Origin of the sequence: Faecalibacillus intestinalis (assembly GCF_003024685.1) — a bacterium.
GTDB lineage: Bacteria > Bacillota_I > Bacilli_A > Erysipelotrichales > Coprobacillaceae > Faecalibacillus > Faecalibacillus intestinalis.
In genome coordinates this window covers 24,266-41,168 of the sequence record NZ_PYLQ01000008.1, presented here as the reverse complement: position 1 = coordinate 41,168, position 16,903 = coordinate 24,266, and the positions used below count along the sequence as shown (strand labels likewise).

Genomic DNA, 16,903 nt, shown 5'->3' with positions numbered 1-16,903 from the left:
TTTACTCCTTATCTTTTGATTCTATAATTTCTTGAAGAATTTTTGCTTGTTGACGAGGATCATATGTTTGTGATAGCTCCTGTTCAAGTTGTTTAATTCGTTCAATTTTAAGTTTTTCTTGTATTATTTTGATATAATCATCAATTGCTTGATTTGATTCTAATTGAGGTAAATGTAAAGATGATATTTCTAAAATTCTTTTAACAATATCTTGATCATCAATCATATTAATCAAATCAGCAACTTCTAAAATGACGTACTGACGATAATAATCAATAATATAGGAAGCAATTAAGCGATTAACTTTATCATACATATAGCCTGCTTTTGCTTCATATTCCATCGCATACTTTTTATCCTGCATCATATAATATAACAAATCTCTTTCAGCCTTTTGATACTTATCAATCAATCTTGAAACATGATCATAAGTCACTGGTCTAAAAGGTATTGGTTTTTTTACAAGAGTTTGTTGACTCATTAAATGATGAATTGTTTCTTTAGAAAATCCTGATTTTTTTTCAAGTTGACCAATATAATAATCTTGATCAACAATATCATCCAATTGCATGATGACTTTAACCATGGATTCTAAATAATTTTTTCGATCTTCATAATTATCAACATTGATACGTTCATAATAATAATTTAATTTAAAATCAACAGCACTTATTGGATTTTTAAAGAGTGCTATTAATTCATCTTTTCCTTTAGCTTCTAGAAATTCATCTGGATCCATTGCATCAGGAATAACCACGATTGATGTATGAAATCCTTCATTATTTAAAGCATCCACACATTTTATCATCGCATTTTTTCCAGCTTGATCACCATCAAGACATAAAACAATATCATTTGATAATCGTTTTAACATTTTTAAATGTTGTGAAGTTAAAGCTGTTCCCATAATTGCGACAGTATTTTTAATACCCGCTTTATATAATGCTATTACATCCATAAAACCTTCTAGAATAATAACTTTACCTTCATTTCTAACATCATTTTTTATACGATGGTAATTGTATAAGGTCTCTCCTTTAATAAAAATTTTAGATTCAGGAGAGTTCATATACTTGGATTCTTTTTGATTTTTTTGATAGATACGACCACTAAAGCCAACAACACGTCCTTCACTATTATGTAAAGGAAACATAATACGATTGGAATAGCGATCATATCCCACTTCAGATTCTATAACAAGTCCTGATTCATAAGCTTGCATTCTTGAAAAACCAGATTTTTCAAAAGCTTTTAATAAAATATTTTGTTCCGGTGCATAACCAATTTCAAAATAGTCAATAATATCTTTAGATAAATGTCTTTGACTTAAATAACTATTTGCTTCTAAAGCAAGCTTCGTCGTTAAATAATGTTTATAAATACGATTAGCTTCTTCATGCATTAAATAGTATGGTTCTAATTCTTGATTTACATGTGGTTTTTCTTCATAAAATGTAAAATCACCTAAATCAACATTTCCCATTTGAGCCACCATTTTGACAGCTTCCATAAAGGAAATTTTTAAGTAATCTTGTAAGAAAGTAAACACATTTCCACCGTGTGAACATACAAAACATCTATAGATCTGCTTTTCAGGTGAAACAGACATTGATGGATGATCATCATTGTGAAATGGGCACCTTGCTAAATAATTACGTCCTCTTCTTTCTAAAGGAAGATAATTGCCAATAACATCAACGATATCAACGCTTTGTCTTATTTCATTGATTTTTTCATTTGAAAGTCTTGGCATAATAATCTCCTTTATTAGAATGTAATTTTATCTTGAATATAACCTACTAATTGATCAATTGGTAAACGTACTTGTTCCATGGTATCTCTATCACGAACAGTAACAGCATTGTCTTCCATTGTATCAAAATCAACAGTCACACAATATGGTGTTCCAATAGCATCTTGACGACGATATCTTTTACCAATTTGACCTGCAACATCAAATTCAACAGAGAAATGTTTAGCAAGTGTTGCATAAACTTCTTCAGCTTTTTCACTTTGTTTTTTAGTAAGTGGTAAAACTGCTACTTTATATGGAGCAATGGCAGGATGTAATTTCATCACTGTTCTTGTATCTCCATTTTCTAATGTTTCTTCTTGATAACTATCACAGAAAATAGATAAGAATAAACGGTCTGCCCCTACAGATGGTTCAATAACATATGGAATATATTTTTCATTTGTTTGAGGATCTAAATATTCTAAAGATTTTTTAGAATGTTCCATATGACGAGATAAGTCATAATCTGTACGGTCTGCAATACCCCATAATTCACCCCATCCAAATGGGAATTTATATTCAACATCACATGTAGCCTTAGAATAGAAAGATAATTCTTCTTTTTCATGATCTCTGAATTTTAAATTTTCTTCTTTTAATCCTAAGTCTAATAAGAATTTTTTACAATAAGCTTTCCAATAATCAAACCATTCTAAATCAGTATCTGGTTTACAAAAGAATTCTAATTCCATTTGTTCAAATTCTCTTGTTCTAAAAATAAAGTTACCTGGTGTAATTTCATTTCTGAATGATTTACCAATTTGACCAATACCAAATGGTACTTTTTTACGAGAAGTTCTTTGAATATTTTTAAAGTTTACAAAGATTCCTTGTGCAGTTTCTGGACGTAAATAAACAACAGATTTATCATCTTCAACAACACCCATATGTGTTTCAAACATTAATTTAAATTGTCTAACATCAGTGAAATTACTTTTTCCACAGTTAGGACAAACAATATTATGTTCTTTAATATAAGACATTGTTTGTTCATTAGACCAACCTTCACTATGTACAGAAGGATCATATGCTTCAATTAATTTATCTGCACGATGTCTTGTTTTACATTCTTTACAGTCAATTAACGGATCAGAGAAACCACCAACATGTCCTGAAGCTTCCCATACCTTTGGATTCATGAAAATAGCTGAATCTAAACCAACGTTATAAGGAGATTCTTGAATGAATCTTTTCCACCATAAACGTTTAATATTGTTTTTCATTTCAACCCCTAATGGTCCATAATCCCAAGTATTTGCTAGTCCATCATAGATTTCTGAACCTTGATATACAAAACCAGTTGATTTTGCATGATTTACTAATTTATCCATATCTTTAGTTGCCATAATTTTCTCCTTTTTTACGATATAAATGAATAAAGACTTGGCTTTCCAAGTCTTCTATCTTCTTTTCGCGTACAAATAAAATACCCTTATAGTGGATATTTGTCAACCAACTATAAGGGTACTATATATAGGTTTTTTCGTCTAACCAATGCATAATATCATGATAGACATCTCGATAATTATTATCATGTAAAATATCTTGTCTTTTATTATCATAAATCTTATATTGGAGATCTTTTAGACCATTTCCTTTTAATATTTGATAAAGTTTTATAGTATCTTTTCCATTTTTAGTAAGATTATCAAAACCACCTGATAATAAATAAACAGGTAAATAATCAGGTATATGTTTTAGATGATCTTCATCACTTACATATTTTATGTATTCCAATATATCATGATAGGCTTGATTTGTATAAACAAAATCACTTAAAGGATCTTCTTGATAAAGCTGTACTTCTTTTTGATTACTCATTTTATAACAACCATTTAAATTTTTTTGTAAAAATAAATCAACTGCTTTTTTTATTACTCTTGAACGGTTCATTTGTCCATGTAGTAAAATATTTAAATCAACAATCGTTTTCATACGATAATAAAAATTATTTTTCATACATGTTCCAAGCATAATCATTCCATTAATATAATTTCCATACGTCATGGCATATTTAAGTAATACGAGCGAACCAAAATCAACACCAATCATAAAATAAGGAAGGTCTTCATATCTTTTAGCGATAATATGTCTTAAACGTTGCATATCTTCAATCAAAGTATCAAGCGCATTTCCGCTTCCAAAATAGCCTTGTTCAAAATGATAAAGTGATGTACCATGCCCAGGAAAATCAGGCACGACTACAATAAAACCTTCATGACTTAAATATTCCGCAAATTTTTGATAACGGTCTGAATGTTCACATAATCCATGATGAAGTTGAATGATTCCCTTATATCTTAATATCACATTTGGTTGATAAATATCAAATTTAATATGTGTTTGTGTTAAGGAGGTATACGTTTCTGTAAGTTTCATCATTTATGCCCCCTTGTATAAGATCTGTTATAGTTTTGCCTTTTTGTACGTGGTTTAATCAGGCATTTTTTACCAAATCCAATCAAATCTTTTCGATTAGCTTTGATCAAGGCTTCATATACAAGGTCATAGTTTTTAGGATTCTTATATTGAATCAAGGCTCTTTGCATCGCTTTTTCTTTAGGATCTTTTGGCACATAAACAGGTGTCATATCACGAGGATCCAACCCTGTATAATACATCGTTGTTGAAAGTGTTCCTGGTGTTGGATAAAAATCTTGTACTTGTTCTGGTTGATGATGAATATCTCTTAAATATTCCGCCAGTTCGATAGCATCTTCTAAACGGCATCCTGGATGAGAGGACATTAAATAAGGCACTAAGAATTGTTTTTTATTATATTTTTCATTAATACGATAATATTTATCAACAAATTTTTCGTAAAGCCCACGTCTTGGTTTGCCCATCTTATCTAAAGCATGATTACTGATATGTTCAGGGGCAACTTTTAATTGTCCTGAAATATGATGTTGAACAAGCTCTTCAAAGAAATGATCATTTTTATCATACATGAGATAATCGTAACGAATTCCTGAACGTACGAAAACTTTTTTAACGTTTGGAAGCTGTCTTAATTTTGTAAGTAATGATAAATAATCTTCATGATCAACTTTTAAATTTTTACAAGGTTCTGGCCATAAGCATTGTTTTGTAGGACAAGCCCCTTTGGTTTTTTGTTTATCACAAGCAGTATCTCTAAAGTTAGCTGTTGGGCCACCAACATCATGAATGTATCCTTTAAAATCAGGATCCCAAACCATTTTATTTGCTTCAGCAATAATTGATTCATGACTTCTTGCTTGAATAATTCTTCCTTGATGGAACGCTAAAGCACAGAAATTACATGATCCAAAACACCCTCTATTTGAAATAAGTGAGAATTTAACTTCATCAATAGCTGGAACGTGTTGATAACTTGGATGATAATCACGATTGTAATCATAACCATAAGCTCTATCGAATTCTCTTTGGGTAAGTGGTCTATTCGGTTTATTTTGAACCACATACCATCCTTGATAAGGTTCAACTAAGATTTTAGCATTATAATGATCGGTATTTAAATATTGTTTTTGGAAAGATTCAGCGTATTTTCTTTTAGATGTTGTAATTTCTTCGTAACTAGGAAGCATTATATAATCAGCTTCATTTAAATCATCGATATTTTTTGTTTTATAAACTGTTCCATCTAAATACGTTAAATATTTAATATCTAACCCACTATCTAATGCTTCTGCAACTTCAATAATACTGTTTTCTCCCATTCCAAACATTAATAAATCTGCATTGGCATCAATAATAATCGATTTTCTAACCTTATCACTCCAATAATCATAATGAGCTAAACGTCTAAGAGAAGCTTCAATTCCTCCAATTAAAATATTAGCATCAGGAAATGCTTGTCTTGCCATTTGACTATAAACAATCACTGCTCTATCAGGTCTTTTAAAACCTTCGCCACCTGATGTATAAGAATCTTTATGTCTTCTTTTTTTAGAAACAGTATAGTGATTGACCATTGAATCAATATTTCCTGAAGAAATTAAAAAACCTAAACGAGGTTTCCCAAATTGCCTAAATTCTTCTACCTTATGCCAATCTGGTTGCGATAAAAAAGCAACCTTAAAACCATTTGCCTCTAATGTACGACAAATAATAGCTGCTCCAAATGAAGGGTGATCTACATAAGCATCACCACAAATATAGACAAAATCTACCTCTTGCCATCCTCTTTCTTCCATTTCTTTTCTATTTATCGGTAAAAATTGTCCCATCTATAAATCCTCCCCTTACTTTTGTTTCTATTATAGTCAAAATATGTTTATAAAAAAAGACAAAAGTGTCTACTTTTGTCATATTTTTGAAAGACTTTGAATCATTTTCTTTGTTTTAAATAAAATCCCCGTCATCTCATCAACATAATAATCCATAATTTCCATTAATAAATCAATAGATTCATCCGGTACTTTAAGTTGATCAATAGAATCAATCGTTAATTTATTAATATGACGAAAAGCCTTTAATGTTACCTTATCTAATTGTTTATCATGAAGTGATAAACAATCATGACAGACAAAGCCCCCATCTTCTAAACTGATTCCTGCTATATGATCTTGTCTTAAACATCTTACACAGCCATCAACTTGTAAAGCCATCCCGCATCTTTTTAAAATAAATGCATTATATAATAGATAAACCAATGGATAGGGATAACCATGATTTAGAGCATCTAATGATTTTTTTAAAGTATCAAAGATTTCTAAATCCGGTTGATTATCCTCTTCATTCTTTAAAACAAATTCCATAAAATAACTTGCATACGCTTCTAATTCAAGATTTTCTTTAATATAGCGATAAAAATCAACCGAACTTGCTTTAATCATCGTTGATAAACCATTTCTAGGTATAAAAGTAAACTCTGAAAGTGTAAGACTTTGACAAGCCGAAGCATTTTTACTTTTTAATTTTTTTACACCCCGAGCAATCAAAGTCATTTTTCCATAATCTTTAAAATACACAGTGACTAAAGAATCACTTTCTTTATAAGGATGCGTCTTTAAAACAATACCTAAAGAAACAACTTCTTCTTTTTTAATAGTCATCTTCGTTATAACCAAATTCTTTTAAATATTTTTGTTTATTACGCCAATTATTTTCAACTTTAACAAATAATTCCAAATGCACTGTTGTTTGTAAAAAACGTTTCATTTCTCTTTGTGCATTTTGACGAATTTTTTTGATCATACTTCCTTGTTTACCAATCAAAATACCCTTTTGAGATTTACGATCGACAACAATTGTCGCAATAACTTCTACACTGCCATCCTCTAATTCTGCCATTCTTTCAACAACGATTGCAACACTATGAGGAACTTCTTCTCTTGTAAAATAAAGAATCTTTTCTCTAATAAATTCAGCCATCACAAATCTTTCTGGATGATCTGTCATTTGATCTTTTGGATAATACATCATTCCTTCATTTAAATATGTTTTAATTGTAGAAATCAATGTATCCACATTTTGATCTTCTAAAGCTGAAATAGGAATGATTTCTTTAAAATCAAAAAGTTCTTTCCATTCTGTTAATTTTTTAATAACTTCATCTTTAGAAACAAGATCACATTTATTAAGTAAAAGGAAAACCGGTCCATCCGCTTCTTTTAATCTTTCAATAATAAAACGGTCTCCTCTACCAATCGTTTCATTTGCTGGTGCAATAAATAAAACCATATCCACTCCATAAATACTATTTAAAGCCGTCGTATTCATAAAGTTTCCTAAACCATCTTGAGGTTTATGGATTCCTGGTGTATCCATAAAAATGATTTGTGCTTCATCATCTGTATAAATACCTTGAATTGTATTACGTGTTGTTTGAGCAACATCTGACATGATTGCAAGCTTTGTTTTTAATATTTGATTTAATAAGGTAGACTTTCCAACATTTGGACGTCCTACAATACTGACAAATCCTGATTTAAAACTCATAAACTCTCTCCTATAAATACCATTGGTAATAATTCACCAATTGTATGTTTTTCTACTTTTTCTTTATTTGCTAGAAAGATGGGCATCTCTAAATCAACAAGTTCTGATAATACTTGGCGACATGCCCCACATGGAGAAGCAATCGGACTACAATCAGCAACAATTGCTAGTCCAATAATATCTTCTTTGCGATAACCTTTACAATAAGCGCCAAAGACAGCATTTCTTTCTGCACACATTGTTGACCCATAAGCAGCATTTTCAATATTACATCCTTGAACAAATGTTCCATCTTTTAAAGCAATACAAGCTCCTACTTTAAAATGACTATAAGGAACATACGCATTTTCTCTTGCTTTCCAAGCTAAATCGATTAATTTATTTTGGTCCATATTATTTCCTTTCAATATTTAAAGCATTCAATATTTCTTTTTGTCTTGAAAACATCACTTTTTCATCCTCTTCATTCATATGATCAAATCCAAGCAAATGTAATAAACCATGTGTAAATAAAAAACACATTTCTCGATAAAATGAATGACCATATTCTTCTGCTTGCATTTTAGCATGATCAATTGAAATAAAAATATCTCCTATTTCTCTTGGCATACCTTCAATATAATATTGTTCACTATCTTCTAAAGCAAAACTAATAACATCTGTACTACGATCAATTTTACGATATTCCTTATTGATTTCATGAATACGCTGATCATCTACAAAAATAACTGATAATTCTAAATCATCATGAATACCTAATTGTTTACATGCTTCTTGAATAATTTCTAAATAAATACTTTCATAATCTTCTTTAAAATCTTCTACTTCATTATTAAGTGCTAAATCTATTTCCATAATCTTCCTCACCCACTATTTTTCCTGAATCAATTATAACACAGTCAAACTGGCAGTTCATCATATTTATTTGATGAGAAACAATAATCACGATGATCTTTTGAAAACTTAGATAATTGATCAATAATTGTAATCTTTCTTGATCTATATTACTAAATGCTTCATCTAAAATCAAAACATCGGGTTCACTTAATAGTGCACGAATAATCATCACGAGCTGTCCTTGTCCCGATGATAAAAAGCCACCCTGTTCATCAAGCTTTAAATCTAAACCATTTACTAAATCATCCAACATAAAATAATGCAATAATTCTATCATTTTATCCTCTAAAAACAAACGATCAAAAATTATATTCGTTCTTAATGATTCTTTATAAAAAACGGGAGTTTTATTTAAATATTTAATATGACTATAATAACTATTTAAATCAAGTTCTTGTAGATTGATTCCATTAATAACAATTTCTCCTTTTGTTGGTTGTAATTGATTCATGATCAGTTTTAAAAGTGTTGATTTACCACTTCCTGTTTTACCTTGAATAAATAATGAACGTTCTATTTTCAGTTGAAAATGATCAAAAAGAGGTCGTGTATAACCATAACTAAAACTTACATGTTTTAATTCAATGCTTTTTATCTTTTTGATTTTCTTTTTCCTCTCTCTTTTTTCAGGTAACATTTCTTTATATCTTTCAAAAATAATTTGTAATTCATCATGCATCGCAATAAAGACTGATATTTTCATTAAAGGATTGATCATATAAGAAAGTAATAAATAAACAAGCATCACTGTTCCAAGGGTCATTTGTTGCTTTTTATAAATGATGATTGCCAATAATAAGACAGCCATAATCATGATTTGAATCAAGGCTTCTAATTGAACTTGATGAATATTGGTCATTTCATCATGATGATAGACATTCATAAAGTAAGTATCATAGAGATATCCTAGTTTATTTTTCATCATTTTTTTAACTTTAAACTGAATTGTTTGAAAATAGTTTTCTTGAAATTCTAACAAACCATCATTTAAATGTTCTTTTTGTTCTAATATTTTTTTATTTTCAATATGTAACTTTTTACTATAAAAATAAAATACTAAAAAAATAATAACCATCATCAATAAAACAATCAAAAACAAAAAGAATTGAATCGATAAAATAAAAATCAAAATGAAAAGCATTAAAATACTATCAATAAAGATCACATGATAAAATTCTATAAAATATTGACTTAATTCAAATAAATTTTGTGATCTTGATAACAATGTTCCTTTTTCTAAACCATCCATGTAATCATAATCTTGATAAATAAGATTTTGCATGGTTTTTAAAGCATATTCTTGATTAAGTTCTCTGCTTAATTCTAAAATTTGTTGTCTTCTTAAATAATCTAATAAAAGTTTAAAGGCATAGAGCACTGTAAAGCCAAGAGAAATGAAAACAATTTGATAGATTGGATACTTTGAAAAAGAATCAATCATCAATTGATAATAATAAGAAAAAATCATTGTAAGCATTGAAATAATAATGGTTTTAATCATCATCTTAATGATTGTTTGATAATGCTGTTTAAAATGATCTTTTAGAAAATTTTGAAAAGTATAGTTATTTCTTTTAGTAAGTGGCATTCCTACATGATCAATCATGATAATAATTCCTGTAAACTGCTTTGAAAAACTTTCATAAGACATTTTTATGAGTCCTTTGGCTGGATCTCCCACTAAAAAATATTCATCTTTGATTTTATACAAAACAACATAATGATAGAGATCATCTTGTTTTAAATGAATGATTACTGGGCAATTGACCTCTTCAAATAAATGTTTAAACTCACATTGATACGCTTTTGCTTCTAGATGATATTTCTTTAAAACTTGTATCAATCCATAAACCGTAACGCCTTCTTTTGTAAGACGACAACACTTTTTAATATTTTTAATTTCATCATCTCTTTTATAAAAGCTTAAGAGCATTTTAATACAGTATGCCCCGCAACTGTTTTCATTATCTTGTAAAAAAATAGGATATTTCAACATATATTTATCACCTCATCATTATATATGTCAAAAACATCCTATTTTTCTTTTAATTTTTTAAAATTTTTAAATATTTTTTTCAATTGCTTGATCTAAAATAGCAATTGCTTGATCAACATCTTTTTCAGTTGTAATAAATGGTGGTAACATTCTTATAACATTCGCTCCTGCCATGACAACAATAAGTCCATTATCTAAACAAGTTTGAACAATATCTTTAACTGGTCGATCAAATTCTAAACCAATCATCAATCCTAAACCACGTCTTTCTTTAATACAAGAATATTTATCTTTTAAATCATCTAATTTTTCAATTAAATATTCACTGATATCTTGAACATGATCAAGCATTTTTGTTTCTTCTAAGATTTTAAAGACTGTTCGACATGCTTGTCCAGCCATTGGATTTCCACCATAAGTAGAACCATGATCTCCAGGTTCCATCGCTGCAGCAAACTTTTTATTTGCGACAAAGGCTCCCATTGGAAAACCTGCCCCAATTCCTTTAGCTAAACATAAAATATCAGGTAAGATATCGTATTGGAAATAAGTCATAATTGTTCCTGTACGACCCATACCACATTGAACTTCATCTAAAATCAAAGCAATATCTTTTTCATCACAAAGAATTCTTAAACCTGTTAAGAATTCTTTTGTACAAACGTAAACGCCACCTTCACCTTGAACAGGTTCAACGATGATTGCTGCTGTTTTTTCACTTATTAATGCTTTTACGCTTTCTAAATCATTGATATTTGCATATTTTACACCTTCAATTAAAGGTCCAAACGCTTCTTGATAATGTGCATTTCCTGTAAGTTTAACAGATCCTGTTGTTCTTCCATGGAAAGAATGATTTAAAGAAATAATTTCACTATCCGCTTTTCCATGTTTTTGATAATAATATTTACGTGCAAGTTTTAAAGCACCTTCTGTTGATTCAGCTCCTGAATTTGTAAAGAATACTTTATCTAATTTTGTAGCTTTTTTAACACATTCAGCTGCTTCAATTGTTTCAACCGTATTAAAGTAGTTAGAAATATGCATTAATCTATGTAATTGTTTTTCCATGGCTTCTACATAAGCTGGATAATTATAGCCAAAAGAATTAACACCAATTCCTGAAAAGAAATCAATATATTCTTTTTGATTTACATCATATAAATGAATGCCATCTCCATGATCAAATGTGACATTATATCTTCCATAGGCATGCATTAAAGCATCCAATGATCTATCATAATAATTCATTTTTAGTCCCCCAATTGTACATTTCTTGCAAGTTTTTCATAAAGTTCAACAGCTTGTACTAAAACTTCTTCATGAAAATTGAAAGTTGGTGTATGTAAACCTGAAGTATATTCTTTACATCTTGTCCCCACATAAAAGAAAACACCAGGAATCACTTTTTGATAATGAGCAAAGTCTTCTGCTAACATCACAGGCTCTTCAAGTTCTTCGAAGTTTGCGCCAACATTCTTTTTAAGTTCTTCATATAAATGTGCATCATTTAAAACAGGTGGGTTAAAAGGTTGACAGGCAAAATCAATTTGACAATGATATGCTTGTTCCATTCCTTGATTAAACCCTTTCATTGCTTCTACAATACGTGAAAAGACTTCTTCACTATAAGTTCTAAGTGTTCCATGGAAACTTGTTTGACTAGCCACAATATTTCTGACCGTTCCCCCATGTATTTCACCTATATTTAAAACACAAGGTTGCATTGGCGAAATCATTCGTGAAATGATACTTTGATAATTACTAATCAAAAAACTCGCAATCACAATCGAATCAATTCCTTCATGATACTTACCTGCATGTGCACTTTTACCATGAACCGTTACATCCAATTCACCACTTTCAGCCATTAAAGGACCTTTACGACAAGCAATTTTTCCTTCATCAACATCTGGGAACATATGTAAACCATAAATTCCTTTAACATGATATTTTTCAAAAATACCTGTATTAATAATTGATGGTGCCCCATTGACCACTTCTTCTCCTGGTTGAAAAATAAGCAAAACATTATGTGGTAGATCTTGAACATCTTTTAGCTTATAAGCAAGTCCAAGAAGTGCTGTCATATGTCCATCATGACCACAGGCATGCATTTTTCCTTGATGTGTACTTTTAAATGATACACCTGTTTGTTCTTCAATTTCTAAAGCATCGATATCGCTTCTAAAAGCAAGTGTTTTTTCTTTATGAAAATCAAGATAAACAGCGATTCCCGTCTCTGTTATTTTTAAAGGCTGATACCCCATTTTTTTTAATTCTTCATAAAGATACTTTGATGTTTTATATTCTTGAAAACCGATTTCAGGAATGGCGTGTAAATGACGACGCCATGTCCTTATTTGATCTAATAATTGTTCCATAATCGTATCCTAGATTTTACGTAAATCATCCATTAATTGTGTTTTACCTTCAGTTTTTTCATCTTTTTGTTCCTTGATGATTCTTGCTGGATTTCCAACAACAACCGCACCAGCAGGTACATCTTGAGTAACGATACTTCCTGCACCTACAACTGCACCTTTACCAATATGAACACCTTCGATAACAACCGCATTTGCACCAATTAAAACATCATCCTCTAGAATAACAGGTGAAGCACTAGGTGGTTCAATAACACCAGCTAACACTGCTCCAGCTCCAACGTGACAATGTTTTCCAACTTCAGCACGTCCTCCTAAAACAGCACCCATATCGATCATTGATCCTTCACCAATTTTAGCACCAATATTGATAACAGCACCCATCATGATAACGGCATTATCTCCAATAGAAACATTTTCACGAATGAAGCATCCTGGTTCAATACGAGCGTTGATATTTCTCATATCTAACATTGGAATCGCACTATTACGACGATCTTGTTCAATAAATGAATCTTTGATTAAATCTTTATTTTCTTCAACATAAGCATTAATAGCATCTAAATCTCCAATAGCAATTTTAAAATGACTATCTCCAAATAAATGGAATGCATCTGTATCAGGTAAATTTTCACCTTTTAAATACATTTTAATTGGTGTTTGTTTCTTTGCATCACCAATATACTTAATAATTTCTTCTGCTGTTTGTAACATAAATTTCCTCCTTATATTTTTATTTTTCCTTCAAACACAGTTGTTGCTGGACCTGTCATAAAAATATGTCCCTCTTGAAGTTCAATTTCTAACTTTCCTCCAAGAAGCTCAACTGTTGCTTTTTCTTTACAATAACCATTCAAATAACTTGCATACATAACGGCACAAGCACCTGTTCCACAAGCCATTGTTTCACCGCTGCCTCTTTCCCATACACGCATTTTTAAATAATGATCATTGATTACTTCAACAAATTCAGTATTGACTGATTCTGGAAATATTTGATGATGTTCAAATTGTTTTCCTATTGTTTCAATATCAAAATCTAATGAATCAACATATGTAATGACATGGGGATTCCCCATAGAAACAGCTGTTAAAGCATATTCTTGATCTCCAATCATCACTTTTTCATTAATCATTTTTTCTTGATCAAAAATAACAGGAATGTCTTTACAATTTAAAATTGGTTCTTGCATATCTACTTTTGCGCCAACAACTTCATCTCCATCAAAAATAAGTTCTACAATACGTAAACCTGCCTTTGTTTCAATATTTAAAACCTTTTTATCTGTTAAATGATGGTCATAACAAAATTTAGCAAAACAACGAATTCCATTTCCACACATCATTCCTTCACTACCATCTAGATTGAACATACGCATTTTAAAATCATATTGATCAGACTTTAAAATAACGATCATTCCATCTCCACCAATACCAAAATGGCGATTTGAAATACGGCTAATAAATTCTGCATCCATCGGTACCTCTTGATTGATTCCATCAACATAAATATAGTCATTTCCAATACCTTCCATTTTTGTAAAATGTAATTCCACTTTATCACCTCACATTGTTTAAAACAATTTTACCAAAATGATAATTTTTTTCAATCTTCTTTATCATTTAATTTTACGACATCACATAAAAACACATGATCGAACGATTGTTCTATTATAGTTTTCATCTATATTATAACCATGAAAGATCAATCATCTTTCGTTAAATAATAAATTCATATTCCTTTCCCAATTATTATTTAAACAAAAAAGTCTTTAAAAAAGGCTTTTTTTGTTTAATAAGAAATATTCAGTTCACAATTGTTTATTATGATAATAGCAAGAAAGATAAATAATATTTAAACATCTTTCTTAGAAAAAATTTTTTTCAAATTTCCTTCCCTTATAAAACATTATATATCGTAAACGAATAAAGGATCCTTCTTGGATCCTTTATTTTGTTTCTAATTCTTCTTTATATTCTAAATATTCATCGTATGTTGATAAACGATCAATCATACCATCTTTATTAAATTCAATAATTCTATTAGCAATTGTTTGTACAAATTGATGGTCATGACATGTAAATAAAATATTTTCTTTAAATTGAATAAGACCTTGGTTTAAAGCTTGAATTGATTCAAGATCCAAATGGTTTGTTGGTTCATCAAAAACAAGAACATTTGCATCTTCCATCATCATTTTAGCCAGCATACATCTTACCTTTTCTCCTCCAGATAAAACATTTGCTTTCTTTAAAGCTTCTTCTCCAGAGAATAACACTCTTCCTAACCATCCTCTTAAATCTTGTTCATAAACCGTTCCATCTGTAAATTGTCTTAACCAATCAACAAGTGATAATTCACAGTCATTAAAATATTTTGAGTTATCTTTAGGAAAATAAGATTGGCTTGTTGTCACACCCCATTTAAATTCTCCTTCATAATCTTCATCTTCACCCATAATAATTTTAAAGAACGCTTCTGTTGCTTTATCATCTCCTACAAAAGCAACTTTTTCATTTGGTTGAATAGAGAATGAAACATTATTAATAAGTTTTTCTCCATCAACTACTTTAGTAAGACCTTCAACATTTAAAACGATATTTCCTACTTCTCTTCCTGGTTTAAAACCAATAAATGGATATCTTCTAAGAGATGGTTTAATATCGACCATTTCTAAGTTATCTAATAATTTCTTTCTAGAAGTTGCTTGTTTGGCTTTTGAAGCATTGGCACTGAATCGTGCAATAAATTCTTCCAATTCTTTTTTCTTTGCTTCAGCTTTTTTATTTTGATCTTTCGCTTGTTGAATTTGCATTTGACTATATTCATACCAGAAATCATAGTTTCCAACGTATAATTGAATACGGCTATAGTCAATATCAGCAATATGTGTACAAACTTTATTTAAAAAATGGCGGTCATGAGAAACAACAATAACAGTATTTTTGAAATTTAACAAGAAGTTTTCTAACCAATTAATACTTTTTAAATCCAAGTGGTTTGTTGGTTCGTCTAATAATAAAATATCCGGATCACCAAATAAGGCTTGCGCTAATAAAACTTTTACTTTTTGATTTCCATCTAAATCTTTCATATACATATCATGAAACTCAGAAGTAATTCCTAAACCATTAAGCATTGTTTCAGCATCAGCTTCAGCATTCCAACCATCCATATCCGCAAATTCACCTTCTAATTCACCAAGTAAAATACCATCTTCATCATTAAAATCTTCTTTTGCGTATAATCTTTCTTTTTCTTGCATGATTTCATAAAGTCTTTTATTACCCATAATAACAGTTTCAACAACTTTATTTTTATCATAAGCAAAGTGGTCTTGTTTTAAAACAGATAATCTTTTATGAGGTTCAATAATAACTTCCCCTTTATTAGGTTCAATTTCTCCTGCTAAGATTTTTAAAAATGTAGATTTACCAGCACCATTGGCACCAATAATTCCATAACAGTTACCTTCTGTAAATTTAACAGAAACATTTTCAAATAATGCTCTATCTCCATATCTTAATGAGACATTTTGTGTTGATATCATATCGTCATTCCTTTCTTTTAAGTAGCTTTGGTATTATGACATAAAACACAAAAAATGTCTATTAAAAGTAGATAAAATGGATTTTCAATATATTTATTTAATTACAAATGACAATCTTGAAATATTTTTCTATGACTTTCCATATCATCAAAGATGGGTTTTCTTTATAAAATTGATATCCTCTATAATTTAGCGTATCCACTTCTTTCTTTCATCTCTCATAATATTTTTCCTGCTTGTCTTTCATTAATTAATAAAAGTTTCCTATTTGAACTTTCAAGTCATTTTCTAACAACAATCTAACCCTTTCTATAAATGAAGGAACACTTTCATTTATGCTATATTGCCCCGTTTT

The 16,903-nt window shown here is 29.8% G+C and carries 14 protein-coding genes; all 14 read right to left on the bottom strand.

Going from position 1 to position 16,903, the window contains the following annotated elements:
* Position 1: 1 nt before the first annotated feature.
* Positions 2-1,753 (bottom strand): DNA primase, encoded by a 1,752-nt coding sequence (gene dnaG, locus C7U54_RS07180; protein WP_107029824.1) that lies wholly within the window; start codon positions 1,751-1,753, stop codon positions 2-4.
* Between the two features lie 14 nt (positions 1,754-1,767).
* The gene (locus tag C7U54_RS07175; RefSeq protein WP_107029823.1) at positions 1,768-3,141 is read right to left on the bottom strand and encodes a glycine--tRNA ligase; all 1,374 of its coding nucleotides are present in this window, start codon (positions 3,139-3,141) and stop codon (positions 1,768-1,770) included.
* A 121-nt stretch (positions 3,142-3,262) separates the two neighbouring features.
* Entirely contained in the window at positions 3,263-4,177 is a 915-nt protein-coding gene (locus tag C7U54_RS07170; protein ID WP_107029822.1) for an alpha/beta fold hydrolase, read from the bottom strand.
* Positions 4,174-6,006 (bottom strand): YgiQ family radical SAM protein, encoded by a 1,833-nt coding sequence (locus C7U54_RS07165; protein ID WP_107029821.1) that lies wholly within the window; start codon positions 6,004-6,006, stop codon positions 4,174-4,176. Before C7U54_RS07165 ends, C7U54_RS07170 begins: the two co-directional genes overlap by 4 nt.
* Positions 6,007-6,084: 78 nt before the next feature.
* Positions 6,085-6,834 (bottom strand): DNA repair protein RecO, encoded by a 750-nt coding sequence (gene recO / locus C7U54_RS07160; protein ID WP_022002186.1) that lies wholly within the window; start codon positions 6,832-6,834, stop codon positions 6,085-6,087.
* Entirely contained in the window at positions 6,824-7,720 is an 897-nt protein-coding gene (era, locus tag C7U54_RS07155) for a GTPase Era (RefSeq protein ID WP_107029820.1), read from the bottom strand. Before era ends, recO begins: the two co-directional genes overlap by 11 nt.
* On the bottom strand, positions 7,717-8,112 hold the full coding sequence (gene cdd / locus C7U54_RS07150) for a cytidine deaminase (RefSeq protein ID WP_022002188.1): 396 nt from the start codon (positions 8,110-8,112) through the stop codon (positions 7,717-7,719). The genes era and cdd overlap by 4 nt, the downstream gene beginning before the upstream one ends.
* A 1-nt stretch (position 8,113) precedes the next feature.
* Entirely contained in the window at positions 8,114-8,575 is a 462-nt protein-coding gene (gene ybeY, locus C7U54_RS07145) for an rRNA maturation RNase YbeY (RefSeq protein ID WP_107029819.1), read from the bottom strand.
* On the bottom strand, positions 8,553-10,613 hold the full coding sequence (locus tag C7U54_RS07140) for a cysteine peptidase family C39 domain-containing protein (protein ID WP_107029818.1): 2,061 nt from the start codon (positions 10,611-10,613) through the stop codon (positions 8,553-8,555). The genes ybeY and C7U54_RS07140 overlap by 23 nt, the downstream gene beginning before the upstream one ends.
* Before the next feature lie 66 nt (positions 10,614-10,679).
* Positions 10,680-11,864, bottom strand: a complete 1,185-nt coding sequence (locus tag C7U54_RS07135) for an aspartate aminotransferase family protein (RefSeq protein ID WP_107029817.1) — start codon at positions 11,862-11,864, stop codon at positions 10,680-10,682.
* 2 nt (positions 11,865-11,866) lie between these two features.
* On the bottom strand, positions 11,867-12,997 hold the full coding sequence (locus C7U54_RS07130) for a M20 metallopeptidase family protein (protein ID WP_107029816.1): 1,131 nt from the start codon (positions 12,995-12,997) through the stop codon (positions 11,867-11,869).
* Between the two features lie 9 nt (positions 12,998-13,006).
* Positions 13,007-13,711 (bottom strand): 2,3,4,5-tetrahydropyridine-2,6-dicarboxylate N-acetyltransferase, encoded by a 705-nt coding sequence (gene dapD, locus C7U54_RS07125; RefSeq protein WP_022002193.1) that lies wholly within the window; start codon positions 13,709-13,711, stop codon positions 13,007-13,009.
* Between the two features lie 11 nt (positions 13,712-13,722).
* A complete protein-coding gene (gene dapF / locus C7U54_RS07120) occupies positions 13,723-14,553 on the bottom strand; it encodes a diaminopimelate epimerase (protein ID WP_107029815.1) in 831 nt (276 codons plus the stop codon).
* A gap of 393 nt (positions 14,554-14,946) precedes the next feature.
* The gene (locus C7U54_RS07115) at positions 14,947-16,548 is read right to left on the bottom strand and encodes an ABC-F family ATP-binding cassette domain-containing protein (RefSeq protein ID WP_107029814.1); all 1,602 of its coding nucleotides are present in this window, start codon (positions 16,546-16,548) and stop codon (positions 14,947-14,949) included.
* Positions 16,549-16,903 lie beyond the last annotated feature (355 nt).

What these genes read in the sequence shown, in the direction of transcription:
- dapD (WP_022002193.1), bottom strand. Translation starts at nt 13,711, where the DNA reads ATGTTACAAACAGCAGAAGAAATTATTAAGTATATTGGTGATGCAAAG.
- C7U54_RS07140 (WP_107029818.1), bottom strand. Translation starts at nt 10,613, where the DNA reads ATGTTGAAATATCCTATTTTTTTACAAGATAATGAAAACAGTTGCGGG.
- C7U54_RS07175 (WP_107029823.1), bottom strand. Translation starts at nt 3,141, where the DNA reads ATGGCAACTAAAGATATGGATAAATTAGTAAATCATGCAAAATCAACT.
- C7U54_RS07170 (WP_107029822.1), bottom strand. Translation starts at nt 4,177, where the DNA reads ATGATGAAACTTACAGAAACGTATACCTCCTTAACACAAACACATATT.
- C7U54_RS07135 (WP_107029817.1), bottom strand. Translation starts at nt 11,864, where the DNA reads ATGAATTATTATGATAGATCATTGGATGCTTTAATGCATGCCTATGGA.
- ybeY (WP_107029819.1), bottom strand. Translation starts at nt 8,575, where the DNA reads ATGGAAATAGATTTAGCACTTAATAATGAAGTAGAAGATTTTAAAGAA.
- era (WP_107029820.1), bottom strand. Translation starts at nt 7,720, where the DNA reads ATGAGTTTTAAATCAGGATTTGTCAGTATTGTAGGACGTCCAAATGTT.
- dnaG (WP_107029824.1), bottom strand. Translation starts at nt 1,753, where the DNA reads ATGCCAAGACTTTCAAATGAAAAAATCAATGAAATAAGACAAAGCGTT.
- C7U54_RS07130 (WP_107029816.1), bottom strand. Translation starts at nt 12,997, where the DNA reads ATGGAACAATTATTAGATCAAATAAGGACATGGCGTCGTCATTTACAC.
- recO (WP_022002186.1), bottom strand. Translation starts at nt 6,834, where the DNA reads ATGACTATTAAAAAAGAAGAAGTTGTTTCTTTAGGTATTGTTTTAAAG.
- cdd (WP_022002188.1), bottom strand. Translation starts at nt 8,112, where the DNA reads ATGGACCAAAATAAATTAATCGATTTAGCTTGGAAAGCAAGAGAAAAT.
- C7U54_RS07115 (WP_107029814.1), bottom strand. Translation starts at nt 16,548, where the DNA reads ATGATATCAACACAAAATGTCTCATTAAGATATGGAGATAGAGCATTA.
- C7U54_RS07165 (WP_107029821.1), bottom strand. Translation starts at nt 6,006, where the DNA reads ATGGGACAATTTTTACCGATAAATAGAAAAGAAATGGAAGAAAGAGGA.